The 26,456-nt window shown below is 41.4% G+C and carries 20 protein-coding genes, 21 tRNA genes and 2 pseudogenes (1 of these 43 cut by a window edge); 9 read left to right on the plus strand and 34 right to left on the minus strand.

What is annotated here, in order from left to right; translation table 11 throughout:
• Window positions 1-165 precede the first annotated feature (165 nt).
• From ACZ5XR_RS24835 to ACZ5XR_RS24845, 3 genes are read right to left on the minus strand one after another with little or no spacing between them, the layout of a single operon-like run.
• The gene (locus ACZ5XR_RS24835; RefSeq protein ID WP_464499144.1) at window positions 166-609 is read right to left on the minus strand and encodes a COG4315 family predicted lipoprotein; all 444 of its coding nucleotides are present in this window, start codon (window positions 607-609) and stop codon (window positions 166-168) included.
• A 15-nt stretch (window positions 610-624) separates the two neighbouring features.
• Window positions 625-1,086, minus strand: coding sequence for a DUF2231 domain-containing protein (locus ACZ5XR_RS24840; RefSeq protein WP_464499145.1), 462 nt, complete (start codon window positions 1,084-1,086; stop codon window positions 625-627).
• A gap of 15 nt (window positions 1,087-1,101) precedes the next feature.
• Window positions 1,102-1,440: a hypothetical protein gene (locus ACZ5XR_RS24845; protein ID WP_464499146.1), complete on the minus strand. Its 339-nt coding sequence runs from the start codon at window positions 1,438-1,440 to the stop codon at window positions 1,102-1,104.
• Window positions 1,441-1,597: 157 nt separating this feature from the next.
• Between ACZ5XR_RS24845 and ACZ5XR_RS24850 the strand changes: the two genes are divergently transcribed.
• The 3 genes from ACZ5XR_RS24850 to ACZ5XR_RS24860 all read left to right on the plus strand — a co-directional run bounded on the left by ACZ5XR_RS24850 (window position 1,598) and on the right by ACZ5XR_RS24860 (window position 3,658).
• Window positions 1,598-2,275: a helix-turn-helix transcriptional regulator gene (locus ACZ5XR_RS24850; RefSeq protein WP_464499147.1), complete on the plus strand. Its 678-nt coding sequence runs from the start codon at window positions 1,598-1,600 to the stop codon at window positions 2,273-2,275.
• A gap of 249 nt (window positions 2,276-2,524) precedes the next feature.
• Window positions 2,525-3,421 carry a PhzF family phenazine biosynthesis protein gene (locus tag ACZ5XR_RS24855; protein ID WP_464499148.1) on the plus strand — a complete coding sequence of 299 codons (897 nt, stop codon included), beginning with the start codon at window positions 2,525-2,527 and terminating at the stop codon, window positions 3,419-3,421.
• Window positions 3,422-3,508: 87 nt separating this feature from the next.
• Window positions 3,509-3,658, plus strand: a complete 150-nt coding sequence (locus ACZ5XR_RS24860) for a hypothetical protein (RefSeq protein ID WP_464499149.1) — start codon at window positions 3,509-3,511, stop codon at window positions 3,656-3,658.
• A gap of 7 nt (window positions 3,659-3,665) precedes the next feature.
• Here the strand turns inward: ACZ5XR_RS24860 and hprK are convergent, their stop codons facing one another.
• Window positions 3,666-4,589: an HPr(Ser) kinase/phosphatase gene (gene hprK / locus ACZ5XR_RS24865; protein ID WP_464499150.1), complete on the minus strand. Its 924-nt coding sequence runs from the start codon at window positions 4,587-4,589 to the stop codon at window positions 3,666-3,668.
• A gap of 450 nt (window positions 4,590-5,039) precedes the next feature.
• Complete coding sequence (locus ACZ5XR_RS24870; RefSeq protein WP_464499151.1) at window positions 5,040-5,720, minus strand: TerC family protein; 681 nt, start codon at window positions 5,718-5,720, stop codon at window positions 5,040-5,042.
• Between the two features lie 215 nt (window positions 5,721-5,935).
• On the opposite strand from ACZ5XR_RS24870, the gene ACZ5XR_RS24875 reads away from it, so the two are divergent.
• Together ACZ5XR_RS24875 and ACZ5XR_RS24880 are read left to right on the plus strand one after the other, a co-directional pair.
• Window positions 5,936-6,274, plus strand: coding sequence for a DsrE family protein (locus tag ACZ5XR_RS24875; RefSeq protein ID WP_464499152.1), 339 nt, complete (start codon window positions 5,936-5,938; stop codon window positions 6,272-6,274).
• A gap of 992 nt (window positions 6,275-7,266) precedes the next feature.
• On the plus strand, window positions 7,267-9,927 hold the full coding sequence (locus tag ACZ5XR_RS24880) for a phosphoenolpyruvate synthase (protein ID WP_464499153.1): 2,661 nt from the start codon (window positions 7,267-7,269) through the stop codon (window positions 9,925-9,927).
• A 69-nt stretch (window positions 9,928-9,996) separates the two neighbouring features.
• Here ACZ5XR_RS24880 and ACZ5XR_RS24885 read toward each other — a convergent pair whose 3' ends face one another.
• Genes ACZ5XR_RS24885 through ACZ5XR_RS24905 form a run of 5 tightly spaced genes read right to left on the minus strand, consistent with a single transcriptional unit; the run spans window position 9,997 to window position 15,804 of the window.
• A complete protein-coding gene (locus ACZ5XR_RS24885; RefSeq protein WP_464499154.1) occupies window positions 9,997-11,391 on the minus strand; it encodes a four-carbon acid sugar kinase family protein in 1,395 nt (464 codons plus the stop codon).
• A 24-nt stretch (window positions 11,392-11,415) separates the two neighbouring features.
• Entirely contained in the window at window positions 11,416-12,723 is a 1,308-nt protein-coding gene (locus tag ACZ5XR_RS24890) for an MFS transporter (RefSeq protein WP_464499155.1), read from the minus strand.
• Window positions 12,724-12,778: 55 nt separating this feature from the next.
• A complete protein-coding gene (locus ACZ5XR_RS24895; RefSeq protein ID WP_464499156.1) occupies window positions 12,779-14,050 on the minus strand; it encodes a ribulose-bisphosphate carboxylase large subunit family protein in 1,272 nt (423 codons plus the stop codon).
• Between the two features lie 23 nt (window positions 14,051-14,073).
• Complete coding sequence (locus tag ACZ5XR_RS24900) at window positions 14,074-15,099, minus strand: zinc-dependent alcohol dehydrogenase (protein ID WP_464499157.1); 1,026 nt, start codon at window positions 15,097-15,099, stop codon at window positions 14,074-14,076.
• Window positions 15,100-15,129: 30 nt separating this feature from the next.
• Window positions 15,130-15,804 carry a class II aldolase/adducin family protein gene (locus tag ACZ5XR_RS24905; protein ID WP_464499158.1) on the minus strand — a complete coding sequence of 225 codons (675 nt, stop codon included), beginning with the start codon at window positions 15,802-15,804 and terminating at the stop codon, window positions 15,130-15,132.
• A 261-nt stretch (window positions 15,805-16,065) separates the two neighbouring features.
• Here ACZ5XR_RS24905 and ACZ5XR_RS24910 point away from each other — a divergent pair, with 261 nt between their 5' ends.
• Window positions 16,066-17,979: a sigma 54-interacting transcriptional regulator gene (locus tag ACZ5XR_RS24910; protein ID WP_464499159.1), complete on the plus strand. Its 1,914-nt coding sequence runs from the start codon at window positions 16,066-16,068 to the stop codon at window positions 17,977-17,979.
• A gap of 411 nt (window positions 17,980-18,390) precedes the next feature.
• Window positions 18,391-18,744: pseudogene (locus ACZ5XR_RS24915) on the plus strand (cytosine permease); the annotation flags it as partial.
• A gap of 85 nt (window positions 18,745-18,829) precedes the next feature.
• Here ACZ5XR_RS24915 and ACZ5XR_RS24920 read toward each other — a convergent pair.
• Window positions 18,830-20,767 carry a PhoX family protein gene (locus ACZ5XR_RS24920; protein ID WP_464499160.1) on the minus strand — a complete coding sequence of 646 codons (1,938 nt, stop codon included), beginning with the start codon at window positions 20,765-20,767 and terminating at the stop codon, window positions 18,830-18,832.
• A 389-nt stretch (window positions 20,768-21,156) separates the two neighbouring features.
• Between ACZ5XR_RS24920 and ACZ5XR_RS24925 the strand changes: the two are divergent.
• Window positions 21,157-21,294: pseudogene (locus ACZ5XR_RS24925) on the plus strand (carbohydrate ABC transporter permease); the annotation flags it as partial.
• A 50-nt stretch (window positions 21,295-21,344) separates the two neighbouring features.
• On the opposite strand, the gene ACZ5XR_RS24930 reads toward ACZ5XR_RS24925, so the two are convergent.
• Together ACZ5XR_RS24930 and ACZ5XR_RS24935 are read right to left on the minus strand one after the other, a co-directional pair.
• The gene (locus tag ACZ5XR_RS24930; protein WP_464499161.1) at window positions 21,345-22,232 is read right to left on the minus strand and encodes a VOC family protein; all 888 of its coding nucleotides are present in this window, start codon (window positions 22,230-22,232) and stop codon (window positions 21,345-21,347) included.
• Window positions 22,233-22,301: 69 nt separating this feature from the next.
• Window positions 22,302-22,607: a hypothetical protein gene (locus ACZ5XR_RS24935; protein ID WP_464499162.1), complete on the minus strand. Its 306-nt coding sequence runs from the start codon at window positions 22,605-22,607 to the stop codon at window positions 22,302-22,304.
• 200 nt (window positions 22,608-22,807) lie between these two features.
• On the opposite strand from ACZ5XR_RS24935, the gene ACZ5XR_RS24940 reads away from it, so the two are divergent.
• On the plus strand, window positions 22,808-23,671 hold the full coding sequence (locus ACZ5XR_RS24940) for a YecA family protein (RefSeq protein WP_464499163.1): 864 nt from the start codon (window positions 22,808-22,810) through the stop codon (window positions 23,669-23,671).
• 684 nt (window positions 23,672-24,355) lie between these two features.
• Here the strand turns inward: ACZ5XR_RS24940 and ACZ5XR_RS24945 are convergent.
• The 21 genes from ACZ5XR_RS24945 to ACZ5XR_RS25045 all read right to left on the minus strand — a co-directional run.
• Window positions 24,356-24,429 (minus strand) — tRNA-Arg (locus ACZ5XR_RS24945).
• A 5-nt stretch (window positions 24,430-24,434) separates the two neighbouring features.
• Window positions 24,435-24,509: transfer RNA gene (locus tag ACZ5XR_RS24950), tRNA-Asn, on the minus strand.
• Between the two features lie 20 nt (window positions 24,510-24,529).
• A tRNA-Ile gene (locus ACZ5XR_RS24955) sits at window positions 24,530-24,603 on the minus strand.
• Window positions 24,604-24,609: 6 nt separating this feature from the next.
• A tRNA-Gly gene (locus ACZ5XR_RS24960) sits at window positions 24,610-24,683 on the minus strand.
• Window positions 24,684-24,700: 17 nt separating this feature from the next.
• Window positions 24,701-24,775, minus strand: a tRNA-Gln gene (locus ACZ5XR_RS24965).
• A gap of 14 nt (window positions 24,776-24,789) precedes the next feature.
• A tRNA-His gene (locus ACZ5XR_RS24970) sits at window positions 24,790-24,865 on the minus strand.
• A gap of 5 nt (window positions 24,866-24,870) precedes the next feature.
• Window positions 24,871-24,955: transfer RNA gene (locus ACZ5XR_RS24975), tRNA-Tyr, on the minus strand.
• Between the two features lie 30 nt (window positions 24,956-24,985).
• Window positions 24,986-25,061: transfer RNA gene (locus ACZ5XR_RS24980), tRNA-Phe, on the minus strand.
• 6 nt (window positions 25,062-25,067) lie between these two features.
• Window positions 25,068-25,144: transfer RNA gene (locus ACZ5XR_RS24985), tRNA-Asp, on the minus strand.
• A gap of 3 nt (window positions 25,145-25,147) precedes the next feature.
• Window positions 25,148-25,221 (minus strand) — tRNA-Met (locus ACZ5XR_RS24990).
• Window positions 25,222-25,401: 180 nt separating this feature from the next.
• Window positions 25,402-25,494 (minus strand) — tRNA-Ser (locus tag ACZ5XR_RS24995).
• 8 nt (window positions 25,495-25,502) lie between these two features.
• Window positions 25,503-25,576, minus strand: a tRNA-Ile gene (locus ACZ5XR_RS25000).
• Window positions 25,577-25,590: 14 nt separating this feature from the next.
• Window positions 25,591-25,664, minus strand: a tRNA-Met gene (locus tag ACZ5XR_RS25005).
• Window positions 25,665-25,682: 18 nt separating this feature from the next.
• Window positions 25,683-25,755, minus strand: a tRNA-Ala gene (locus ACZ5XR_RS25010).
• Between the two features lie 24 nt (window positions 25,756-25,779).
• Window positions 25,780-25,856 (minus strand) — tRNA-Pro (locus tag ACZ5XR_RS25015).
• An 8-nt stretch (window positions 25,857-25,864) separates the two neighbouring features.
• Window positions 25,865-25,941 (minus strand) — tRNA-Arg (locus ACZ5XR_RS25020).
• A gap of 37 nt (window positions 25,942-25,978) precedes the next feature.
• Window positions 25,979-26,067, minus strand: a tRNA-Leu gene (locus ACZ5XR_RS25025).
• A gap of 5 nt (window positions 26,068-26,072) precedes the next feature.
• Window positions 26,073-26,147, minus strand: a tRNA-Gly gene (locus ACZ5XR_RS25030).
• 35 nt (window positions 26,148-26,182) lie between these two features.
• A tRNA-Leu gene (locus ACZ5XR_RS25035) sits at window positions 26,183-26,267 on the minus strand.
• 34 nt (window positions 26,268-26,301) lie between these two features.
• Window positions 26,302-26,377: transfer RNA gene (locus tag ACZ5XR_RS25040), tRNA-Lys, on the minus strand.
• Between the two features lie 7 nt (window positions 26,378-26,384).
• A tRNA-Thr gene (locus ACZ5XR_RS25045) sits at window positions 26,385-26,456 on the minus strand; it runs 4 nt beyond the window's last position.

The raw sequence follows: 26,456 nt of genomic DNA on the forward strand, positions 1-26,456 counted from the left end.
CTTCGATTCGCCGATAAAGTTCAAAAATTCGCTGATAGGTTGCTCGTAACGGCTTCGTATTTGCGAATCCAAGGCTTTTATTTGCAGATTGCGGCCATTTATTTGCGTATTTACCTTTAGCAAAGAAAAGAGGAAAAATCTTAAATGATTTTTCCCCCATCTCTATTAATAGTTGGAACTATTGGTGAATGTCGTTTGCGGATTAATGATATACCAAACATTCCCTACACCCTGCCCTGTTACATCGCCTTTTGCCTTATCTTGAGTGAAATAGTAAAGGGGATATCCTTTGTAGGTGACTTGCTCCTGACCATTATCTTCTCTTTTGATCGTACTAAAATCACTTTGATTAAAGCCTTTTGGCACGGCGAAATCCTTGGCAGCAAAAGCCGGCCAGTTGACTAGACATTGCCCGCTGCAATTGCTTATTCCAGGTTGATCTTTTGTAAAATAGTACAGTGCCCTGCCATTGGAATCCGCCAAGTATTTTCCAATATTCGCATTATCTAATAATTGTAAACTAGACTTTTCAGTTGTTGTCGCATTACTACAAGCCGCTAACAATAAGAAGACTGAGAAAACTGTCATGAAAAATAGCCGTTTTTTCATTTGAAATTCCCCCTCTTAAGATTTCTCCGATTCTGTGCTTCCTGCGCCATAGCGGTAAACAAGTTGGCCGCCAAACCAACCACTGATTAGAAGAAAAACAAGCCCTAAAAATGACAAGGAAACGGGACTGATAAACCGCCAACCGGATGGAATTTCCACACCAAAACGAATAATAAAGCTGCCCGTATACATCATAATGGCCAGTATCATGATAGTCATGTGGCGCATTGCAGTGCGCTCGGCTGGCCCCTCTTGAGGAATGGCCAGGAAATCAATGACACCGGTAATAAGCGCAGGTATCGACATAATCAGTCCGATGGCAAGACTATAAAACGAAAAACTCCACCAGAATGCAGCCTCTGTCCAGGCTCCAAGCAGATCGCCGAGTAACGACACAGGTAACAGAGCCATTGGAAAATGCGTAACCACTGGGTGTATTGGATGCCCGAAGAGCCTTAATTTGCTCCGCTGTTTCATGTGACCGCCCACCTCTTACAAGAGTCCGATAAGTAAAAGGATAAAGGCGATGACAGCCATTAAGGCATGAATGACGATTAAAGCTTTAGGATGAGGCTTTCTGCGTAAATGAAAAGAAAAGAGTACGAACCCGCTGAGTGCAGCGATGAGGAAGAAAACCAGGGAGGCAATCAGAAGGGATCCGGCACTCCCCTGCACGATCCCAATAATTAAAGTAACAAGACCAGCTGCTGCTACGACACCATGGGTAAGTGACAGCCATATGGGCAAATTCCTTTGACGAAGCCCTGATACCCCTAGCACCAAACCGCCAAGCGCAGCAACCGCAAAAAGAATAGCAGATAATTCAAGCATCTTTACCATCTCCTCCATTTAATAATCCTAATTAACCGATGAAATATTTGATTAATTAAAAATATTGAAAAAAATACATTCTCCATAATATACTTTGTATTAATCAAATAATTACTTGTTTAATTGTTTTTTTTGAAAAAAAATGGAGGTAACCGATGTGAGTATAAACGTAAATCAGTTCCCAAGCGCTCGAAGAGATATTTTGTATTATCTGAAACAGTTTGGCCAGGCAACGGTTGCTGACCTGTCCTCCCATTTGCAGATGACGGGTGAAGCCGTGCGCCAGCATCTCCTCCAGCTTTTACAAGACCGATATATTCAAAGGCAATCGGAAAGAACCCCTGCTGTAAGTGCCGGCCGGCCTACTTTAACTTACAGTCTGACATCCGAGGGTGAGCATCTTTTTCCTAAAGGCTACGACGAGCTGTCGATGGAACTAATTGACACGGTCATGTCGCAGCTAGGAGAAGAACCTTTAAAGCAGGTCCTGATCAGCATGACGGAAAGTCGAGTTCAACAATGGGAAAGCCGGCTGCGAGGATTAAGTTTGAATGAACGAGTGGCTGCTTTAAAAGATATTTATATGGAAAACGATTCATTTATTGAAATGGAACAGAATGAGGAAGAAATTTTACTGATTGAGCGGAATTGTCCGTACGCCAATGTGGCCATGAAGCGGCCAATTCTTTGCAGCGTCACGGTTAATGTGCTCACAAGGCTGCTGGGATTGCGCGTAGTAAGGAAAGAAACTTTTCAGAACGGCGACGGCCGCTGTGTTTTCAGCATTCATCCGAATCAACCGGTTGACACTACATCCTTTTTTCTTGAAAAATAATGGCAATGAAAAAGAGGTTTCACTAAACTGAAACCTCTTAAAGTCTATTAACCTATTTTACTAAATGCATGGATGTCGATTTTCACTTCACAGCCGAGTTCTAGCGAACATAAAATCCCATCAATGATCACTACTTTCTCCAAGAAATTCGTCATCGGGCAAGGGAACTACTAGAAAAGATTCAATTTACTAATGTATGATCAAGGCATAGTATGGAGATATCAAAAATGTTTGAAAGGAGTTCATAGGATGCGCGAAATAAGAGTTTATCATGTGGATGCTTTTACAACAGAAAAATTTGGAGGCAACACAGCAGGGGTTGTGTTAGATGCAGAAAAATTAACGGTAGATGAAATGCAAAGTATCGCAAAAGAATTAAATTTACCGGAATCCGTATTTTTACTGCCTTCAAATAGCGAGGGCATTGATTATAAAGTGAAATACTTTACACCTGCTGAAGAAATCAACTTCTGCGGCCATGCAACAGTTGGGTTAACCTGGCTTTTGGCAAATGAATTTGGTCTAGCAGAGGAAAAAGCAGGGATTGTGTTAGAAACAAATATAGGTAAAGTACCGGTTGTTTGGCATAAAGAAAATGGAAACATAATTGATGTGGAAATGACACAAGTAACGCCAAAAACGCAAGATTTCATAATTGACCTGGATGAGCTCGGTCAGTTGATCGGTGTCAAAACGGAGAGCATCGATCTAAGTTACCCAATCAAACTAGCGAATACCGGTAACTGGCATTTACTTGTTCCGATAAAAAATCAAACGGACATTGACGAAGCTATGCCAGACTTAGCGGCTTTAGCGAAGCATAATAAAGAACATAATATCAGCACCACACACCTTTATACTTTTAACACCTCGAATGACTTTGATTTATATACCAGAGATTTCGCACCAGGGATTGGTATACCTGAGGATCCGGTAACGGGAGCAGCAAACGGTGCGTTAGCTGGATTCTTCTATTTAGAAGGTGTGATTCCTCAAAGTGAAACGACGCATCTTAAAATCGCTCAAGGAGATGCGATTGGAAGACCTGGAACGCTTTACGTGACCGTTACTCCGAATGAATCAGGACCAGTTATCAAAGTAGCAGGAGCAGCAACCATCACTATCCGCGGGGTATTAACCATATAAATAGGAACAGCTTGAATGAAGAGGCTTCATTCAAGCTGATTTTGTGTTTGGATTGCTTTCCGCCAATTGGGGTGCGCTATCCGACAGTTGGAGTTGCTTATCCGACAGTTGGACCGCCTTCCGACAATTGGAGCCCGTTATCCGCCAGTTGGAGCTGCTTATCCGATAGTTGGCGTTGGCTATCCGACAGTTGGAGCACTCTATCCGACAGTTGAGCCGCTTTCCCCCGGGTGGTGACAGGCACCTACCGGTTCATATCCGCCTCAATTCTGCTCATGAATTCTTCTGCGGCGCTGTATCCTTGCTGCTTCAAGTACCAGTTATTTGCAGCTGCCTCAATTAACCCCGCCACATCACGTCCTGGCTGATGTTGGATTTCAATGGAAGGGATTTTAACACCCATGTAGTCGTTATAGAGAATTTCCTGTTCCAATTCATTATACAAGGCATCCTTCTCCCATTTCGTTAAATGAATATCAAGAACGATTCGAGTTTCATCTTGAAAAGCCCTGCGACCATATAAGCGGACCACATTCAATAATCCAATGCTACGGAGAGCCAAAAACTCTTTCGTTTTCCCATCATGAGTTCCCAAAAGGGTCTGTGGACTAAGCTTCTTAAGGACAACAATATCATCCGACACAAGCCGATGTCCCCGGCGAATTAAGGTGTGCGCGGTCTCGCTTTTCCCTACTCCCGAGCTTCCGCGAAGTAAAATCCCAATACCGTATACATTCATACAAACGCCATGAACCGCAATTTCTGGTGCTAATTCCTTCACCAAATACGCATCCAATTTGGTGATGAACTCTGAGGTTGTCTCAGGGATGTTTGTGACTAATAAAGGGATACCCTGTTCTGTACAATGATGAATTAAATAGGTAAGTCCCTCTTCACCGGCCGTTACAATAAAACATGGCGGATGATAGTGGACAATATTTCCGATTCGAATTTTTCGTTCCTCTCTACTTAACTTATGTAAATAGGTAATTTCCTTTCTTCCTAAAATTTGGACTTGTTCCGTTGGAAAAAAATCAAAATGGCCAACAAATTCCAGGCCCGGACGATGCACCCTGCATTGTGTAATCCTTTTCTGCAGATGACTTTCACCAGCAAATACTTTCAATGAAAACTTCTTAACCAAGTCTTCAACTGTTAAATTTTTCACCCTATATTCACGCCCTATTTAGCCTTTTTATTTTGAATTATACTTAAGAATAATGGAATCGTCACCCATTTACAAACTCCTCCTGAAAGGCTGGACAATGACTTATTATAAAAATTGCCTCTATTTACGATAAGGATCACCCTAACGCATCTAAATGAGGCTCTAAATCAAAGCACTCTTTTAAAAATCTCACTTCCTTTAAATAAGAAAACTTGTCCATAATATAAGTAAACATCGATAGTAAGCGGAGATTTTTCCGTTAAATGCAGAATAGAGCTCTTTTCGTGGTAAATAAGGGGATGTTTTCCGATTAGGCATTGCAAAATTACCCATTTTCACGTTTTTTGAGTCAATAGGCGGAATCTCTCCGTCTATTTAAGCTAGTTTTAATGATAATTACTAATTAAGAGAAATTTCTCCGTCTATTTATCAGATTGGGTGCTTACTCTATTATTTATGTATCGTTATCCGGTGTTGCTTTATATACGAATATAACCCTATTACCACTATAATAATTACTGTACCATTAGCCGCTAAGTTAACAATGTTAGCACCTGGAAATATCTTATTAATATTCGTTATCCAGTCGGCTAACCATGGATCCTTTAACATTCCGATTACGGCATATTGAGCAATAAATCCTCCCGCAATAATATTGATCCAAAAAAAGGTTCTAGCTAGATTGATAATCAACGGCAAAAAAAGGAACGAAATCAAAAGACTACAAAAGATTCCTAATGTTACTAATTTCATATTTTTGGAAATTCGAGAAATGACCATAACACTGTCCAAACAAATTAAAAAATCTGTGGATACAAAGATGATCAATGCCTTGATTTTTAAATAGAGGGAATGATTTGAAGGTCTCGAGTCATCATCATTCCTTATTGATGTTTTAACCAATTTTAATGCAACAAAAATCAAAAGGACCCCTATAACCAAATTCACCAATGGCAGATTTGAAATTCTATGAATCAAAAATATATAAATCGTTCGTGAAAAAGTTAGAGCGATTACGGCAGGAGCTGTAATATTAAGGTGCGAATACCTTTGTAAAATAGTTCCTAAGATAAGCAGATTATCTATATCACTAATTAAGTTAATAAAAAACACTTTGAAAAAATCCTGCATCTAATTGAAATCTCCTTTATCACCTTCTTTTAACTATTTATATTCCTTTTTTTGGTGAATAATGATAAAACCCCGGATGGTGACAGGCACTCTCTCTCTATGAATACATCTCCTAACAAGATTCAAATACTGTACCAAAATACACATATTTGATTTACCTAAACCATGCTTCAAATATGCTAACATTGCATTATTAAATCAGTGAGGTGGAGACATTGAAAAACAAAGTAATTTTACTTACTTCCGATCAGCTTGGCAAAGGAGAAACTGAACTAGGCGAAGGAATATTAGAAACCTTCTTTACTATTATTAAGCAAAAGGAAGAACTGCCTGCGGCTGTTTTTTGCATGAACCGCGGTGTGTTTACATTAACGGAAAGCTCGCTTGTTTCTCTCCAATTAAAAGAACTGGAAGAAAAGGGCGTTGATGTTCTTGCTTGTAAAACATGTGTCGACTATTATGAGCTAAATGACAAGCTTGTAGCTGGGAAAATCAGTGGGATGGCCCACTTTATTGAGTTAGCCTCAAAGTATGAAGTCATTACATTATCTTGATTTTGAAATTTAGCCATAGAAAAACTGCACCTACAATGATTAGATCGTACTAGGTGCAGTTTATTACTGTTGAAAGTTTCAGCAAAAACCTCATTTACTTATGGTCGGTTTACCGCGACACATCTAAATGAGGTTTTTTTGGATTAATAAAATGCTAAATCAAAGCACTCATCTCACTTCCTTTAAATAAGAAATCTTGTCCTAAATTTGAGGAACCAGCGATAGTAAAATAAGCGGAGATTTTTCGGTTAAATGCAGAATAGATCTCTTTTCGAGGTATATAAGCGGAAGTTTTCCGACTATGCAAAGAAAAATGACCCATTTTCACGTTTTTTGAGTCAATAGGCGGAATCTCTCCGTCTATTTTAGCTATTTTCAGTGAAACTTACTTATTAAGAGGAATTCCTCCGTCTATTTACCAGATCGTGTGCTTAACCTGATCCCACAACCGATAAGAGCGTACCCTCACGATCCCTGACGTGGGAATCGCATTATTTTTGCTTCAAATACATCTCGACTTCTACATGGAATTAGCATCCAACCCTTATCTTTCGACCATAACCCCCACCATTCCCTATTAATCAAACGATTGATTAATAACAGTCCAAGCCCTTGGGAAAAACGAACTTTTACTTATTTCCGAGAAAATTTTTTGTCGAATACTTTGTGTTGGTTCTTCTACCAATCTCTCAAAACCAACAAAAAATTTTCACCCTTACAATCTTTTCTCTCATTTGACAAAAAATCGTATTAATCAAACGTTTGATTAAACTTCCTCAAAAACCCATCACAACAGGTTTTTTCAGAAAAATCTTGTAAGAAAGCTGTCGAAGGATGCGGTCCTCTAGAAATTAATAGAGGAATTTAAAAGAGGCATCTTGAATTTTCTTTAATAAGACAAAACCGCATGCCTACTCCCACCTTGTTATGATGCAACAACCCCAATCATAAAATGTCATATTGGTGGTGTTTGGCTAGAAAGGGTGAAAAACGTGAATAACTTTGTTTTGCACTTTAATGATGTTGACAAAGAATCATTACCGTTTGTTGGGGGCAAAGGAGCAAACCTTGGGGAGATGACGAAGGCCGGCTTCCCTGTACCGCAGGGCTTTTGCGTGACTACATCCGCTTACCAGGCCCTCGTTAAATCCAGCAATGAAATGGAGCGTTTTTTCTCCGAGCTTGACCATGTTGAGGCGGATAACTTGGATGAAATTTGTAAGCTAGGAAGGCAGATTCGTGAGCATTTAGAGAACCTCACCATTCCATGGGATGTACAAACGGCTATTGTGGAGGCGTGGCAGCATAACGGTATGGGGAAATCCTATGCGGTTCGTTCGAGTGCCACCGCGGAAGATTTGCCCGGGGCTTCTTTTGCCGGTCAACAAGAAACCTATCTCAATGTGCGGGGAATGCAGCAGCTCATGGATGCCGTTCATCGCTGCTGGGCATCACTGTTCACGGATCGGGCCATTTCATACCGGGCGAAGAATGGCTTTGATCACCGGCAAGTCCTCCTATCCGTGGTGGTTCAAGAAATGGTCTTCCCGGACGTTTCCGGAATTATGTTCACAGCAGATCCGATTACGGGGAACAGGAAGGTCACCTCGATTGATGCCAGTTTCGGATTGGGAGAAGCCTTGGTATCAGGGCTGGTATCCGCAGACCTCTATCAGGTGAAAGGCGGCCAAATCCTCCAAAAGAAGATTTCAGACAAGAAAATAGCCATATACTCTGTTCCGGATGGTGGCACAGTAACACAGAATCTGCCTCCTGAACAACAACAGGCCCAAGCACTTTCGGACGAAAAGGTTTTGCAATTAGCCGAGCTCGGCCGGAAGATTGAAGATCATTACGGAGTCGAACAGGACATTGAGTGGTGTTTAGTAAACGGAGATTTTTACATTGTACAAAGCCGCCCAATCACTTCACTCTACCCTATACCGAAGATTGCGGATGACCGTCTTCACGTCTTTTTCTCAATGGGGCATCAGCAAATGATGACGGATGCCATAAGTCCTTTGGGCATTTCAGTCCTTCGTACTTTTTTTCCACTTGGAAAATCCGGGTCGTATCATTTAGAGAGTCCAGCCGTCCTAGAAGCTGCCAGCCATTTGTTTTTCGACCCGACTGAATTGCTGCACCTGAAACCGTTCAGACGAATACTCCCCCGAGTCCTGCGCTTGGTCGACGAACAAATTGGCAGCGCCATTGAGGAAGTGATTCATCGTCCTGAATTTCAACGTTCGACAGACAAAAAGGTTAAGAAAACGGTATTTCGAATCGCTCGAACTGCCATCAGGACTGTACTACCCGGTTTGTTTGTAAAAGATTACGCCTCCGCTAGGCAAAACATTAGCATCTATATGGATCAAAAAGTGGAAGAAAGTCGACGCCTTCTTTCTGAAGTTTCTGGTGCTGAACGTATTTCGAGGCTTCAAGAAAACCTCGGCAATGTCATGTTTACGGTCATAAGAAAAATGGCTCCCTACATGTTTTCAGGAATTGTCTCTAAAGTGTTGACGGAAGCTCTGGTCAAAAAGTGGCTGGGTGATGACGAGAGAGTTCATTTGCTCAATAAATCCTTGCCCGGCAACGTTACCAGCGAGCTTGGCCTAATGATTGGGGATTTGGCCGATATTGCCAGACAGTATCCGCAGCTCGTCCAATATTTACAGAGTGCGGAAGATCTGGATGGATTGTACCTGGTTAAAGGAGGCGATGTTTTCGGAAAGGCATTCGAAAATTTCATGAGCCAATACGGGATGCGGTGTCCAGGTGAAATTGACATTGCGAATATACGGTGGCGGGAAAATCCCACGGCACTCGTTCCTTCCATATTGAGCCACATTCATACTCTTGCACCGGGAGAACATCGGGATAAATTCATTGAAGGCGAAAAAGAGGCGCAAGAAGCCGAAATTCAAATCGTCTCGGACGTTCGCAGGACACCAGGGGGAATGGTGAAGGCGAGAATCCTTGCTAAGTTGATCCGCAACTATCGTAATTTATTAGGGCTTCGGGAGTTACCCAAATACACCATGATTCGGCATTTCGACATCTATAAGCGCGTCATCCTGGAGGAAGCCAGCATACTTGTAAAGAACGGAAAACTATATAACGAATCTGAAGTATTCTTTCTGTCTTTAAATGAGCTTTTAGCGATTAAAGAAGGTACATTTGATGGAAGCATTCAAAAATTGATTGTCAATCGTAAGAGGGAGTTTCAAGGAAATAAAAAGCTTACCCCTCCCCGCGTCATGACAAGTGATGGAGAAGTGGTTTCAGGCAGGCAGCGTGATGTAAATGCTCCAGAAGGTTCATTGATTGGGACGCCTGTTTCAGCCGGTGTAGTGGAAGGGTTTGCAAAAGTGGTGTTACGGCCGGAGGAGGCCAAACTCAAGCCCGGTGAAATTATGATTGCCCCCTTTACGGATCCAGGATGGACACCTTTATTCCATTCGGCAAAGGGTTTGGTGATGGAAGTTGGTGGAATGATGACACACGGGGCTGTAGTGGCCCGCGAATATGGGATTCCTGCCGTAGTAGGGATTGACAATGCCACCAAAACTCTAAAAGACGGATGCTTTATTCGGGTAGATGGAACCCATGGCTACGTTCAAGTTTTGGAGGAACCGAAAAGCTTTGAATGATTCCCTTAGACTATCACAAAAACAGCAGCGGTTATGTCAAACCGCTGCTGTTATAATTTGTGTTTTCAGTTAATTTGTTGGAGCACAATTTAACACTCTACCAAAATAGTCTACACTGCCAAATTGCCCGCCTTTTAATGATAATTCCAGGCCGTCAATACTAGAATCATCAGAGTAGCAACGGCAAAGTGGTGCTCCTGGCGAGATCGATGTGACCATCTCCAGCGCATACACACCTAGCTGCCTTGTGGCATAACTGGATGTGTCCCCGCCGGCAATCACTAATCGTTCAATACCAGTCTCTTGAATCACCATTCTTGCCACATCACCTAAATAGGAACCTAGGATTTTACTAGAATCTGAAATCGAAGATCCGCTTTCGGTGAATTGGCGTTGATTTTCCTTGATGCTTGGGTCGTCTGGTCCTAACGCCGTATAGATGACTACGCTCTGACCTCTTTGAATGATTTCGGCTGCTTTTGCAACTAGGTTCTGCATGGCTTCCTGTCCGTGAACCTCATCCATTACTTCCTGAAGAGACAGATGAATACCCTCAAAACCATTGTTCATGGCCCAACGAAGCTGCTGTTCCGTTACTGGAGAGCAGCTTCCGGAAACTACAAGAAGTTGATCAACCTTTTTAAAAGAAGGACGTTCATCGCTTTTCACTTCGACAGCCGATTGCTTCTGAGCAGCAGCAACAGCATGTCCCACACCTGATGACCCGATCAAAAATAAAGACTCTTCAGGTTTCCGAGAGAATGCAAGGAGTTCCCCAACCTTCTCAACATGTTCTTTCCTTGAGGCATCGAACAATAACGCCTGAGTATCCTCAGAAACTTTTTCTTTATAAACTTCCTGTAATTCACTCATTGGCTGTTCGAGATCGACTACATTGATTAATTCCATTTTTCCGTTTATGCCCTGTTCCTCTAAAACCACCCGCAAATCCGCTTCCGACATCGGTGTAATCGGGTGACGAGACATCACCGGATGCCGATCTAATCGATACACCTGATTCCCCATTGCTGCATAGTGGTTTCCAAATATCGTATAACGCTTCAAATCCGGTGAAGCCACGAACACTGGAACACACCCTTGAGAATCGAAGACATCCTTTCCAATTTTTAAAACGGTTGCAATGTTTCCGATATTTTTGGAGGAATCAAAGGTTGAACAAACTTTGTAATGAACATAATCACTGCCCAATTCTTTCAGCTTTGTAAAAATGGGAGGCAATGCCTGCTTCATTTCCTCCGGACTCATCACCCGGCTATTACCCGCGACACCGATGCACTTGACATAAGGAAAACGACTCAATACTGTTTGATCCGGAACATCAAGAAACAACACAGTTGGGAGTCCATTGATGGTGAGGGATTCCATTGAATCCGTTGAACCGGTAAAGTCATCCCCATAAAAGGAGAGAACCATTTTCCTGTTTTTCTGAGTTTCATCCTGCATGACTATATCCCCCAAACCTAAATCTTAAATCTTAATTTTACGTGAATAGTTAATAGCAATTGATCCAACCGCCATAAGTAAACCTGCGAAAGCAAAGATGACGAAAACGCCAGTATAACTATTAGTAGATTGAACAATATATCCGATTACAATTGGAATGATCAAACCTCCAACATTACCAGAGAAGTTCATGGCACCAGTTAACTGACCAACATGTTTTTTTGCCGCAAGTCTTGCTGGAACACTCCAATACAAACCACCCCAGCGAAGGAAGAAGTTAGCAAGAGTAATTAAAAGAATAGCCGCAGTCGGGGTGGATACGTGACTAACCAACATAATTGCGGTTGCAACACCTACACCAGCAAATCCAAGCATGGTCCTCAATACTTTGTTTACAGAAGCACCTTTTCGAATCAAACGGTCTGCTAATTGTCCTGCAAATAATTCACCTACAAATCCTGCGCCAAAAATAACAAATGTCCAAATACCTGTCATTCCAAAAGAGACGTGCTGTGCTTGACTAATATAAGTCGGAGCCCAAGTAAGCAGTCCGAATAGAACAATGTCATAGCCTAAGAAAGCTAAAAGTAACATCCATGGGCTTGAGTGCTTAAAGTATTTAATAGCAGAACCAGTTGCTAAACGATCTGATTCATCCTCATCTTCTTCAATTTTAGCTAGATACTTTTTCTCTTCCTCAGTAATCATTGGATGATCAGCAGGATTATCACGCATAAACAACCAAGCGATTACACCAATTAGAACGGTAATTGCCCCAACGACTCCAAACGCGATTCTCCATGAACCAAGCCAAACGATCAGTGCAGTAACTAAAAGTCCTCCAAATGCAGTACCCAGTGGGCCACCGCCATCGACAAGTGTGCTCCCACGGGAAATTTCAGATTTTCTTAACCAACGGATTAAAGACGTATTTGCGCCATTTTGAACCGGTCCTTCAAAAACACCTAATAACATACGAATACCAATCAAACTTGCAACTCCTGAAGCAAGTCCTGTAAGAGCCTCAGCAATCCCCCAGCCAATTAAGCTTGTTGTAACAACCTTTCGAGGCTTCAGTTTATCAACGAGCCATCCGCCAGGTAATTGCATAAGAACATATGTCCAACTAAAAGAACTAAGGATAATACCGATTGTAACGGAACTAATATGAAATTGTTTACTTATCAATGGCATAGCAATCGAAATGGAAGAACGGTCAATATAATTAATAATCATGACTAAAATAAAGAATGAGAACATCCACCAACGTAATCCAGGCAGAGTAAAACGTTTCTTCTCCTCAACCACTTGCTGTTTTTGATTTGCCAGCATAAATACACCCCTAATGATATTTTTTCGTTTAAAGCGCTTTCTAAAAACGCTTACGTTATTTCTTTTGACCAAACTTTTCTATGGCAAGTGCCAGTTCCCGATGAGTTTTGGCATAATCTTCTATTGTTGTACCTGCAAGAGCGGCTTCCCACCCCTGTTTCATGCTTTCCACTCCAGCAGATACGCCGCCAGGATGGGCCACAATACCGCCGCCAGCCAAATGAATAAGGTCTATTGTTTTCATAGCTTTATAAGAGTCCATCGCAGTCCCTGCCCATTGACCTGATGAAAGTACAGGCATAACTGTATCATTCCCAAATATCGGCGTCAGACAACTCTTCACGGATCGAATGACGGACTCGTTGGATTCAAAAAATTTGCTGTTTAATCCGTTTGCATGGAGATGGTCAACTCCCGCTATGCGGCATAATTTCTGATAGACTTCGAAATCCATTCCTAATAGCGGACATCGGGTCATCGCTCCCCACTGATTACGATGGCCATGAATCGGGACTTGGGCATACTTTCTTAAATAAGCTACTCCTGCATAACCGACACTATTGATTCCAACCATGACACAATTTCCACCAGCTTCTACAACCGTATCATGGTTTTCCCGCAATTCATCGATATCCCCAGTGATGTTAAACGCATACATAACCTTTTTACCCGTCATGTCTGCAGCCCTCTCAATCTCCTCCATCACTACTTTGACCCTGTCTTTTAATGGTGCGTAGGGTGGATTGGCATTAAGTTCATCATCTTTAATAAAGTCAATTCCTGAAAGGGCCAAATCCCGTACCAAAACGCGCAATTCCTCAAGTGGAAGTCCGATACTTGGTTTAACAATTGTTCCAATCAATGGTCTGCCATATACATTTGTCAGTTTCCGCGTTCCTTCAATGCCAAACTGCGGCCCTGAATATTTTTCCAAAAACGCATCAGGCAGCTCTAGATCAATCAATCTAAGACCGGAAAACTCCTGTAATTCATAAAGATTACCCGCTACCGTCGCCAAGAGATTAGGAATGGAGGGTCCGAAATTATGATAAGGAAAGGAAAGAGTAACCTCTCCTCGGCGAAAAATGGAATTCGTTTCATGATGTGGCCATTTTACGCCTGGCAAAGTAGGTCGTTCTACCGGTTCAAGTTCATTAATCGCCATTATTTGTGCACCGTGCATTTGCTTAAGCGCTTCCGTTTCACCGGGTACAGAAACAAAGGTACCCGTTGATTGCTCTCCAGCCATTACAGCTGCGGCGTATTCCAAAGTGAAAGGCGTTTCAATAAGATACTTTGCAAGAACGCGTACATTTTCCACTTTCATCCCTCCCTTTCATATCGATCTTCTCAGTCAAAAGTAACCAGAATCTTAAGCGGATTTCCCTCTTTCTTGTCCATCATCCTAAAGCCTTCGGCCGCTTCAGAATATGGTAATACATGAGTAATAATCGCATCTGTCTCAATACGCCCTGATGCAAGTAAATCGACAGCTGTGATGGTATCTTGACGAGTATAGCAGAAACAGCCGACCAATTGTTTTTCTTGTCCTTGAAGCTGCATTATATCTAATGATTGCTCTTCATGGAACATGGCAACCGTAACGACTCGTCCGCCTTTTTTCACAAGTGAAAGGGCTTGGTTGACAATTCCCGGTACGCCAATGCAAACAAAGACTTTATCAAATTGTCCGCCGATCATTTCCTTCGCTTCTTCGATCCAGTTATCTTTACCTTTAATGTTAACCGTATGAGTAGCGCCCATTGTTGTAGCCGTGTCTAAGCAATAGTCAAAGACATCTGTTGCAAGAATAGTAGTTGCCCCAGCTTCCTTCGCAACAGCTAATACCAATAGTCCAATTGGACCTGAACCAAGAACCGCCACTTTTTCGCCGATTTGAATGTCAGCCTGACGTACAGCATGAACACCAACTGCTAAAGGTTCTGATAAAGCACCGAGATGATAATCCATATCTTGTGGCAAAACGAACACGATGTCTTCATGAGCCACAAAGTCTTCAGCCATCGTACCATACCAGTTGCCAATACCAGGTGCTTGACGGTTATCACAATAATTGGTTCTTCCTTGTAAACAATGTTCACACTTGCCACAGCCAACTTGCGGTTCCACTGTTACACGATCTCCCACTTTTACACGAGTAACTAAACGACCATGTTCAACGACTACTCCAGAGATCTCATGACCAATGATGACTGGCGGCTTACGAAATGGATGAAGACCTTTATAAGCATGAATATCGGAACCACAAATTCCTGCTGCTTTCACTTGAATTCGAACTTCGTGTTCCCCAAGTGGAGCACTATTAACATCTGTAACTACTACTGAATAAGGGCGATCGATCATAATCGCTTTCATGTTGACTGCACTTCCTTAAAATATAATTTTTTATAAATGCTGCTTTCGATTGACCAGTTTCCGTGGTTTATATCTGCCACTTTCTAAGAAATCTCTGACCACATGATCTGGTATTTTCGTAAACTTAATCCCTGCTGACTTTGCCGTTACAATCATACGGCATGCCATTTCCAGTGTTTCTAAACGCATAAGACAATCGGAAAACGAATCATCAAAAAGGATGACTCCGTGATTTTTCAAAATAATCACATGTCCTTCTTCCGCTTTATTCTTAACGGCTTCGCCCAGCTCCACCGTACCTGGATGGTAATAATTCACATATGCGATATCTTCAAGGTAATACATCGTTTCTACAAACAACTCAGAAACAATAGGTTCTTCACTTGAAGCAATAAGTGTTGTATAAAAAGGTGAAGAATGAAGGATCACATTGGCATCCTTTCGCACCTGATAGATTCCAGTATGCATGGGCACTTCTTTAGATGGCTTCCGGTTTCCTTCCCATGAGCCTGTCTCAAAATTACATAAAGCAAAATCGTCTGGTTTGAGATTTCCCATTTCTGTACCTGAAGCCGTTATGAGCATTCGCTTATCATCTAAGCGTGCGCTGATATTACCCGATGTCCCCCAAGCAAGTTGATGATCCAACAAATACTTTCCTGTATCGATTAGCTGCCCGGAAATCTTCAGTTGATCCTCATTCATAATTTAACCTCCCTTTCACTTATCTTAATATGCAAGAAGCGTGCCAACTTATCGAAAAACTGTGAACACCACCTGAATTTTTTATGAATTATTCATGAAAACCCTTTATTTAAAGGTGATTTTTTTATTTTTTCACTATTAAAAAAGGGAGAGCGTTTTCATTTTAGAACGAACAAATAGGTTGATCTATTATGATATAATTGTATTAAATTGAAATCCTACGTTTCATTTTGAAACCACCGTAATAACAAGGAGGCTGTTATGAGCAAAATTGTTGTGATCGCACCATCAAGAGAATTTGCTGACGTCGTACGAACAGCCATCGGCGACCAAATCAAAATTTATGCTCCTGATAGTGATCGAGACTTTTCATTTCATGAAACCATTCCAATCGCCAAAAAGGAAGAAAATCTTGGTGCAGAGGTTATTATCACGCGCGGCGGTCAAGCTACTCTATTAAGACAAAAAGTGAACATTCCAGTTGTAGAAGTAAAAATGACTGTACTTGATATCCTCCGATCCGTGCACTCATTAAAAACAAGATATCAACGCATTGGCCTAATAGGTGTAGAAAACATCATTTGTGATTACCGCGAACTTGGCCGTTATATCGATATAAAAATATATCCTGTCTTCTCGTACGAGCATGATTTAGACATAAGAGTAAGAGAAGCGATTGCGGATCAAGTAGATTTTATCGTAGGCGATGGAATGTCGATTGACTACGCCAAACAATTTGGCTTACCAGGCATTAAATTAATGCCATCAAAAGGAAGCGTTTCAGAAGCATTAGACATTGCAGAAAATCTAATCTTTGCCGGTTTTCAGGAAAGAAAGATTAGTGAACAATTACGGATGATTCTTGAGACTGCTCAAGATGGCATCTTTATCGTTTCTAACGAAGACAAAATTGTGTTAGCCAACAGCCGAGCCCTTCATCTCCTCAATCATGAACGGGAAGGGTTTATCAATCAGAAGATTGAAAACGTTCTCGGGACCGAAAAGGAACTGTTTGAGTTAATTCAAAAGAAAGAGGAAATAAACGGGAAGATCGCCAAACTTCATGACTCCGTCGTGACGATATCTAAACGGATGATTTGGGTGGATGAGGACAAAATTGGCTGGGTTGTCACCTTTCAAGATATCACCCAAATTCAAAAACTGGAGCGGAAAATCCGCAGACAGTTAACCGATACAGGGTTTATGGCAAAACAAGACCTATCCGAAATGGTGGCGGTTGCTCCTAAAATGCAAAATGTGATGAAGAAAGTGATCCATTTTAGCAAAACAGATTCTACCATTCTTTTACAGGGGGAGACGGGCACAGGAAAAGAGTTGGTGGCACAAAGTATTCATAACCAAAGTCATCGGAAGAATCGCCCTTTTGTACCGATAAACTGCGGTGCACTGCCTAGTAATCTACTTGAAAGTGAGTTATTTGGTTATGAAGCCGGGGCTTTTACAGGTGCAAATCGTAATGGTAAAGCCGGTATATTTGAACTTGCCCATACCGGAACGATTTTCCTCGATGAAATCGGAGAAATGCCGCTTGAATTGCAATCGCGTCTTTTACGGGTAATTCAAGAACGAGAAATTATGCGGATTGGCGGAAGCTCTATTATTAAAGTAGATGTTCGAGTCATCGCCGCCACACACCGTGACTTACAAATAGATATAAAGGAAGGGAGATTCCGGGCTGACTTATATTATCGTCTAAACGTCTTAAACATCCCACTTCCTCCCCTTCGCCAACGCCAGGAGGATATACCATTACTTATTGATAGATTACTAGAAAAAATTTGCCAACGTTACGGATCTGCCATACCGACTCTGCCCAATGAAATAATCGATACTTTTTCAAGGTATTCATGGCCAGGGAACATTCGGGAATTAGAGAATGTTTTAGAAAGACTTGTTGTATTGTTCCAGGCTGAAATGAGCGAGGAAGTCATTTTACAAGAAATAATACAAGATTTGGAGGAACATAATGAGCCTAAACGGGATGGTTCAGTGGACCAGGCAGACCATTACCCTATTTTAGATGGATCTCTTAGAGACATTGAAAAACAAGTAATCCTTAAAAATCTTGAGAAGTTTAATGGAAACAAGGACTTAATTGCTCAAAAACTAGGTATCAGCAGGGCAACACTGTGGAGAAAATTGAAAGAATTATAGTTCTATATAACATGAAAGACCCAAATCAGTTTTCGAAACAACAAAAGTGTCCTTCATCGAGCTTGAAGGACACTTTTGAAATTATAAAAAGATTAATGAAGAAATGACCAGCTTCTTCTTAAGAAAGGTCGCCTATAGTCTAGTTAACCTGGTTGGAAATAACAAACCGGGCATCTAGCCTGCTTCTAGATAACCGAAATCCCTTCGAATATAAGAAACCGGTCATCTATAAAGCTTCTAGATGACCAAAATCCTCTCGAATATAAGAAATCGGGCATCTATCAAGCTTCTAGATGACCGAAATCCTTTCGAATTTAAGAAACCGGGCATCTAGAAGGCTTCTTGGTGACCGAATGCGCTTTGAAAATAAAAATCTAGTCATCTATCTAGCCCGATACTGACCGAAATCGATTAGAGTTTATATGGTTTATGAGTTACTTCTTAATTCCTTGGACTGCGATCAACTTGGTAGACTACTATTTTCTTCGCCACGGCAAGTATAGTGTAAAGGACATTTTTGATGTTAACGGAAAATATGGAAAAGTGAATATGGTTACTTTGTTAGCCTTTTTGGCATCCATTATTGCAGAAATTCCTTTTATCAACACGACCTTATATGTCGGTCCAATCGCTAAAGCATTCGGCGGAGCCGATCTGGCATGGGTCGTAGGATTGATTGTTCCAGCTGACTTATACTACTTCCCAATGAAGAAAAAATTAGCATCAGAGCTGCAAGAATTTGAGCCCCGAGAGAAGGCTCTGTAAACAAACCGATTAAGAATAAATGAAAGCCATAGGCCTGATAAAGGCTATGGCTTTCATTTATTTCAAATCTTTGGTAGATAATTATTTATTTTTTAAATACGCTATTTACATCACGATTCGTATTTTGCAAGTCTTCAAGTGAAGACAGACCTGAAATATAGCCTACACCACCAGTACGATCAATACCAATTTCTCTTTCCATTGCCCTTTCTAATTCTACTTTATCTACGGCTGTAATTTTCTTACCTTCCAATTCATCACCAGGATGCTGGAAGTTGCTCATAATGTATGAGTGACCATTACGGTTATCTGCAGCAAACAAACCTGTAGCTTCTGCACCAGCAGGAACGGATAAAATTCTCGATAATTGCTTGGTATCGATATTATAAGCCCATACAAAGTTATTTGTATGCATACCGCTGTCCTCACCAATGAATAAGGTTCTTAATGCTTCGGAGTAGCTTAGGTTATCCGTATTTGCTACTGAATTCACATCTGCTGTATTTCCATAAGCATCTGCGGTTGGCATATCTTTACCAACGACTAATCCAGACATTTTAGCAGCAACATATTCACTATTAATCTCTTTCCCCGTGCTGTCCTTTTGACTATCGGTTAAATCAAGTTGATAGGTTACACCAGACTTGATTTTTGGAAGTTGCATATCATCCGTCGGGTCTGCTGGATTTGAAACCATTCCATTGCTCTGATCCGATATTGCAATGTATACTTTCTTATCCTTTTCGTTTAAAGTGACACCTTCCATTTTATTAAATTCAGAGGTAGCACCAAGCGTTGCAGCATAACGGCGGGATTCTAAAAACGCAGCAGCTTTTTCCATACCCGGCTTTACTTTCAAGTATTCTGTCGAGCCATAAGAGTATTGCTTAACCGCCTTAAATCCTTCCTTAGGCACATCAGAAGTTTCAAAAATATCGCTGAATTTCACGCCGCTATCAATGATCGCTTTGATTTCCTTGTCAGAAGCGTGCCCTAATTTAATCCATTCCAAGTTACCAGAACCGCCATTTTCCGTACCAGTTTGGTGGAATTTTGCTGCATAAAGGGTCCCTGCTGAAAGGTCCTTGTCTTTATCAGCTACATACATAAACATGGTTGTGTAGGAGCCGTCATCACCAAAGAAGGCTGTGCGGTTATCAGGCATCATTTTCGTTAACTCATGAGAAAAACGTCCCATACTGTAATGTTTAGAAACGGAAGCATCTCCATGATTGTCTACTTTAATTTCTGGAATAAAACCATAGAAATAAGGATTAGCTTTCGATTTATCTCCAAAATATAGCTGGTCAAAGCTTTCAACCTGAGATCTTACAGATGAAGCAGGTTCTAATTCAAATCGGCGTGCATCCGGCTCATACTCTTCGGAACCTAAATGGGTATTCCATGGTGATAGGGAACCGTTACATGGAATCCAAAGACCATTCACACTTGAAAAATCAATTTTCTTAACTGCTTTCGGTGTTAATTCACCGGTTTCTTTATCCTGTTCCATAGTAGATAATGACATCGAAGCAGGGACGATTCCATATGCCGACTTTCCTGCAGCATCAATAGTCTGGTATTCATAATGGGTTACCATGTAAAGCTTCCCGCCAATAGGATTCAATAAACTATTGGAATCAGGTGCATCTGAGACATAATTGGTAGGGTTTGCTACTACACTATTATCTACAATAGGATCGCCATTCACATCAATTGGTGTTCCAGCCGCGATGAGTTCCCCTTTGTTCATTGCTATTTTATCTTCAGATTTGAAGAGTCTTTTATAGGAAAGTGGGAATTTCTCCACTTCACCGTTGCTATACTTAACTTCCATTGAAGCGTTAGAATAGGTTTGAACCATTTGTTCAATTGTAATTGGTGCGTCCATCCCATTAAACTTCACGGAATCGATTGTTGCATGACCTTTATTTGCCATGGCTGCTGCAGGTGTAACAGCAGGAATTGTTAGTGCCAGTGCCAATGCAATTGTTGCCCCTTTTTTGCTAAAACGGTTTTTCATTTTTCTCCCTCCCGAATTTACCATTAATGAAAAATTAATGAATTTCTCATCTATTTTTAATGTTCAATTTAATCTTATATTAAACTATATTTGTAAATGTTTTATTAAGAGGGTGTAAAGATATTATGCAAAATCTGACCTATTGTTTTTTGTGTAATTATTATTAGGAAAGTTTTTCCACATCAATAAGCCTCATTTACTTAAAATACAGTTTTCACCGTAACTAAGTTAAATGAGGTTTTTACCTTCTTATTAAAAAACTAGCTGACATACAAATACCCCCCTATTCTTCTAAACAGGAGGGTATTGCATAATTCAAATAATAGTATAACGGTGAAAGAACTCTTATTGAACTTTTCTCACAGAATCCCCTTCAATCAGAGACACTCTTATTAAAGGGTGAATATGGCGGCAATTATGCTTTATAAATGGCCGGCTCAACCTATATGGTTGTACCAATCGTGATTATTTTCATCATCTTCCAGAAACATATTATCGAAGGATTTACCATTTCGGGAATGAAATAATAATAGCAAAATCCCGTTTCAATTATAGGTTGAAACGGGATTTGTCTTGTTTAAAGCTTTCCAAATCGAGCTTTTTCCAAAGCATGTATATCAATTTTTTTCATCTTGAACAGAGCCTGAGAAACTCTAAGGTTTTCTTCTCTTGAACCCTTAAACAAAACCTCATCCATGTTATCAGGTACAATCTGCCAGGAAAGCCCGAATTTGTCCTTTACCCAGCCGCATTGTTCGGCCTCAGGAACAGCCGAAAGCCGATCCCAGAAGTAATCAATCTCTTCCTGATCTTTACAGTTTACTATTAATGAAAATGCTTCATTAAAATTAAAATCGACATCATATCCATGGTCCATTGCTGAAAAATGAATACCACTGATTTTGAAAGCTGCATACTTCACCTTCGCCTTGGATGACATGGCTTCGCCAGGTCCATATTTGCTGATTATTCCTACCTCTGAATCATCAAATATTTCGGTGTAGAAACTTACTGCTTCTTCCGCTTTCCCACATGAATCATTAGAGAACAGGAAGTTGGGGATAATTTTTTGAAAAGGTTCACCATCATCGATCAGCATCAATTGCCATGACAAACCAAATCGATCCTGAACCCAGCCATACCACTTACTAAAAGGATATTCACCAAGTGGCATTAATGCAGTCCCCCCTTCGATTAAAGCTTTCCACTTAGTGTTTACTTCTTCTACCGAGTAGCAAGCTACCATCAGGGAAACCGTTGGATTAAATTTGAAGTAAGGACCAGCACTGATGGCCATGAATTGCAGCCCAGCTAATTCAAAGCTTACCAATTCTGAATCTCCAGAAGGAGTGTTTTCAATAACGGTGGCATTTACTAGCTTAGATTGATCAAATAAACTGATATAAAACAACGCAGCTTCTTTCGCCTCTTTGTCATACCATAAATGTGGAACGATTTTTTGCATGTAGGCCTCCTCCTTTAAATTATTCTTGTTCTAATTGTCACTATGTACGATTAACTGCTAGCATATACATTACGATCTGGACGAATGAAATCTTCTTCTTCCTTCGTTTTGTCGCCTATCACCTTTAAAGGCGACACTTTTGGCTATATCAACCTGCTTTTGGACACGTAGACCTCCTCTACGTGACTGTTTCTTCTTCTTGATCCTACATTTGGGCACGTAGACTCCTCCTACTTGACCGTTTCTTCTTCTTGAACTTACTTTTGGGCACGTAGACTCCTCCCACGTGACCGTTTCTTCCTCTTGATCCTGCTTTTGGGCACGTAGACTCCTCCTATGTGTCCATTTCTTCTTCTTGATCCTGCTTTTGGGCACGTAGGCTCCTCCTACGTGCCCATTTCTTCTTTCTGAACCTATTTTTGGGCATGTAATTACCTATGAATGGACTCAAGCCCATTTCTATAAAAATATGTTAATGTCCATTATACTTGTCCACATTCATTCACATGAAACAGAATACTCTAATCCTGTAAGAGCTTTTATAAAATTAAAAAGAAAGGAAGAATTTTTTATAGATGAATAAAAATAATCAAACAAATCAACCCATTGACCCCCCAGGCCCCTGTACGGTTGGTACAACACCACTTACTCCATTTGAAAATTTAGCATTTTTCGATGTTGATGGACTTACAACCATTAAGGTTCCTGTTGTAACGGCAGCGGTAACAATCCAAATTCCTTTAGAGACGACTATTACCCTAACTCCTGCAGCAACTGAAATTAAAAGAGTGAAAAAAAATGTATTTCTGGATCAAGTGAAACTTGTTCCGACTTCATTTGATACTAGTGGTCCCCATATTAAAGTGACAGCTGGTAAATTATTTATAGCTGGGCATATTCGAAAAAATATTGAATATACATCATCAGGGACAACGGGTGGGGCTGGATGTACCACAGCACTTCTAGATAGAGTTGTCGATATTAATTTTAATGGTTTTACAGAAATTACAAGATTCGCTACTCCCCCAATTATCGACATTTCTGCAAGTGATGAGGCAAATTTCCTTAGTGAAACAAACAACCTAAATCCTCGTTTGGATAAATATTTATTCCGAAATACTGTGGAATACAATGAACAGCCATTCGGTGAGTTAGTGTCAGCTGCCTTCATTGAACTTGACTTTTCACCAAACGTGACAGCTCCTGAGGCACCTTTTAGCACGTTGACAGAAAAACTTGTCCTTGAACTTACTCTAAAAGTATTACAAATTCAGCAGGTTCAAGTTGTTACTCCTGGTTCAGGCACTTCTGGACTCACTCCTTCAGCATCTGATTTTAATGTTACGGAAGAGGGACAAATAGGCACACCTACGGTAGGAAGAAATGATCGGTGTCCTTGTGGTTCTGGAAGAAAATATAGAAAATGCTGCGGTAAGTAATGATGAAAAAATAAAAAAGAGCCATTTGGCTCTTTTTTATTAGGGGTTGTGCATTAAAAAAATCAATAGCTTTAATTCAAAAAATGTACCAGCTTAACTTTATGAGTAAGTTCTTCATCTTCGACAATTTCTCAGGAGCCAGATTTGTTCCCCATATCGTTTAGCATATGTGTTAATTATCTAAGTTTGCGTTTGTTCCTTAAACAATGGCTCTGTTTTTATTCATTGTTGATTTTCTTGTAGGTATGAGAATCCATAGGCGGAGAATTTCCGGCTAATATATATAGAGGAAGCATAAGAAGCAGATATAAGCGGAGATTTTCCGATTAACTGCTCTAAATATGGCAAAATCCAAATATCTGGATCATATAAACGGAAAAACTCCCCTTATTTTTAAGGAAATATGGGTATTTCCCAATTTAAACGGAATTTTACCGTTTATTTTTCAAACACAGTGAAATCAACATTCAGTTATTACAAAGTCTAAACAATAAAAATTTTATGTTAATTCCCCTTATTCATATCAACGGATATACATTAGCGTTGAGGATTTGTTCGAACGCAGCGAGGAGGAAAATGCTTGATTAAATTATTGGTATCTTAGAAATAAAAAGAGGCTACCCAATCAGGGTAACCTTTAAATGACAGATAATATGAGCAAAACAATAATCGCTTTTACATTGACGCGCCTTAGAGGATTCGAACCTCTGACCGTACGCTTAGAAGGCGTATGCTCTATCCAGCTGAGCTAAAGGCGCATGAATGGCTCCGCAGGTAGGATTCGAACCTACGACCGATCGGTTAACAGCCGATTGCTCTACCACTGAGCTACTGCGGAACAAAAATATATTAGTATAGTGGGCCTAAATGGACTCGAACCATCGACCTCACGCTTATCAGGCGTGCGCTCTAACCAGCTGAGCTATAGGCCCCCATTTTGGAGCGGGTGATGGGAATCGAACCCACTACATCAGCTTGGAAGGCTGAGGTTTTACCAGTAAACTACACCCGCAGGATAATAAAAGATAATGGCTGGGCTAGCTGGATTTGAACCAACGCATGACGGAGTCAAAGTCCGTTGCCTTACCGCTTGGCTATAGCCCAATATTAAAATCAAATGGGGCGGATGATGGGAATTGAACCCACGAATGTCGGAACCACAATCCGATGCGTTAACCACTTCGCCACATCCGCCATTATGGTGGAGGGGGACGGATTCGAACCGCCGAACCCTGAGGGAGCGGATTTACAGTCCGCCGCGTTTAGCCACTTCGCTACCCCTCCACATTTAAGCAAATAAAGACAAAATTTTAATGGTGGCTCAGGACGGAATCGAACCGCCGATACAAGGATTTTCAGTCCTTTGCTCTACCGACTGAGCTACTGAGCCAAGAAATGGCGGTCTGGACGGGACTCGAACCCGCGACCTCCTGCGTGACAGGCAGGCATTCTAACCAACTGAACTACCAGACCATATTGCGGAGGCAGGATTTGAACCTGCGACCTTCGGGTTATGAGCCCGACGAGCTACCAGACTGCTCCACCCCGCGATAATAGAAAATATTAAGTTTGGACTATGCTCCAAGCTTAATGACCGCCCCGATTTCAGAAAGCTTATTCAAGTTGCGGTTCAATCGGTGCGCTGTGGATGATTCGAAGAAGATTATTCGAACGTGCTCCACCCCGCGATAATAGAAAGGAAACTTAACATTGCTGAAGTTTAAATAATATGGCGGAGGAAGAGGGATTCGAACCCCCGCGCGGTTTAACCCGCCTGTCGGTTTTCAAGACCGATCCCTTCAGCCGGACTTGGGTATTCCTCCATATAAAATGGACCCTGTAGGACTCGAACCTACGACCGGACGGTTATGAGCCGTCTGCTCTAACCAGCTGAGCTAAGGGTCCATTGATATTTTTTATAGCGGCGGAGGGGATCGAACCCCCGACCTTACGGGTATGAACCGTACGCTCTAGCCAGCTGAGCTACACCGCCAATTTCATAAAAAATAAATGGAGCCTAGCGGGATCGAACCGCTGACCTCCTGCGTGCAAAGCAGGCGCTCTCCCAGCTGAGCTAAGGCCCCATGTTGTTATTGTAATCCTGAGACTGGTCGGGAAGACAGGATTCGAACCTGCGACCCCTTGGTCCCAAACCAAGTGCTCTACCAAGCTGAGCTACTTCCCGTTAAATAATGGCGCGCCCGAAAGGAGTCGAACCCATAACCTTCTGATCCGTAGTCAGACGCTCTATCCAATTGAGCTACGGGCGCATTATTTTGAAAGTTATTTTGCTGTCACAAAAAACTTTGGTGCCGAGGACCGGAATCGAACCGGTACGGTAGTCACCTACCGCAGGATTTTAAGTCCTGTGCGTCTGCCAGTTCCGCCACCCCGGCAAATATGGAGCGGAAGACGGGATTCGAACCCGCGACCCCCACCTTGGCAAGGTGGTGTTCTACCACTGAACTACTTCCGCATTTTTGATAAGTTATTTTGCTATGTCAAAGACATTGGTGCGGGTGAAGGGAGTCGAACCCCCACGCCTTGCGGCGCCAGATCCTAAGTCTGGTGCGTCTGCCAATTCCGCCACACCCGCATATTGAAAGTTAATTTGTTATCGCAAAAAACTTTGGTGAGCCATGAAGGACTCGAACCTTCGACCCTCTGATTAAAAGTCAGATGCTCTACCGACTGAGCTAATGGCTCGCAAACGTGGTGCCGGCTAGAGGACTTGAACCCCCAACCTACTGATTACAAGTCAGTTGCTCTACCAATTGAGCTAAAC

The sequence above is a fragment of the Neobacillus sp. Fa239 genome (assembly GCF_055395235.1).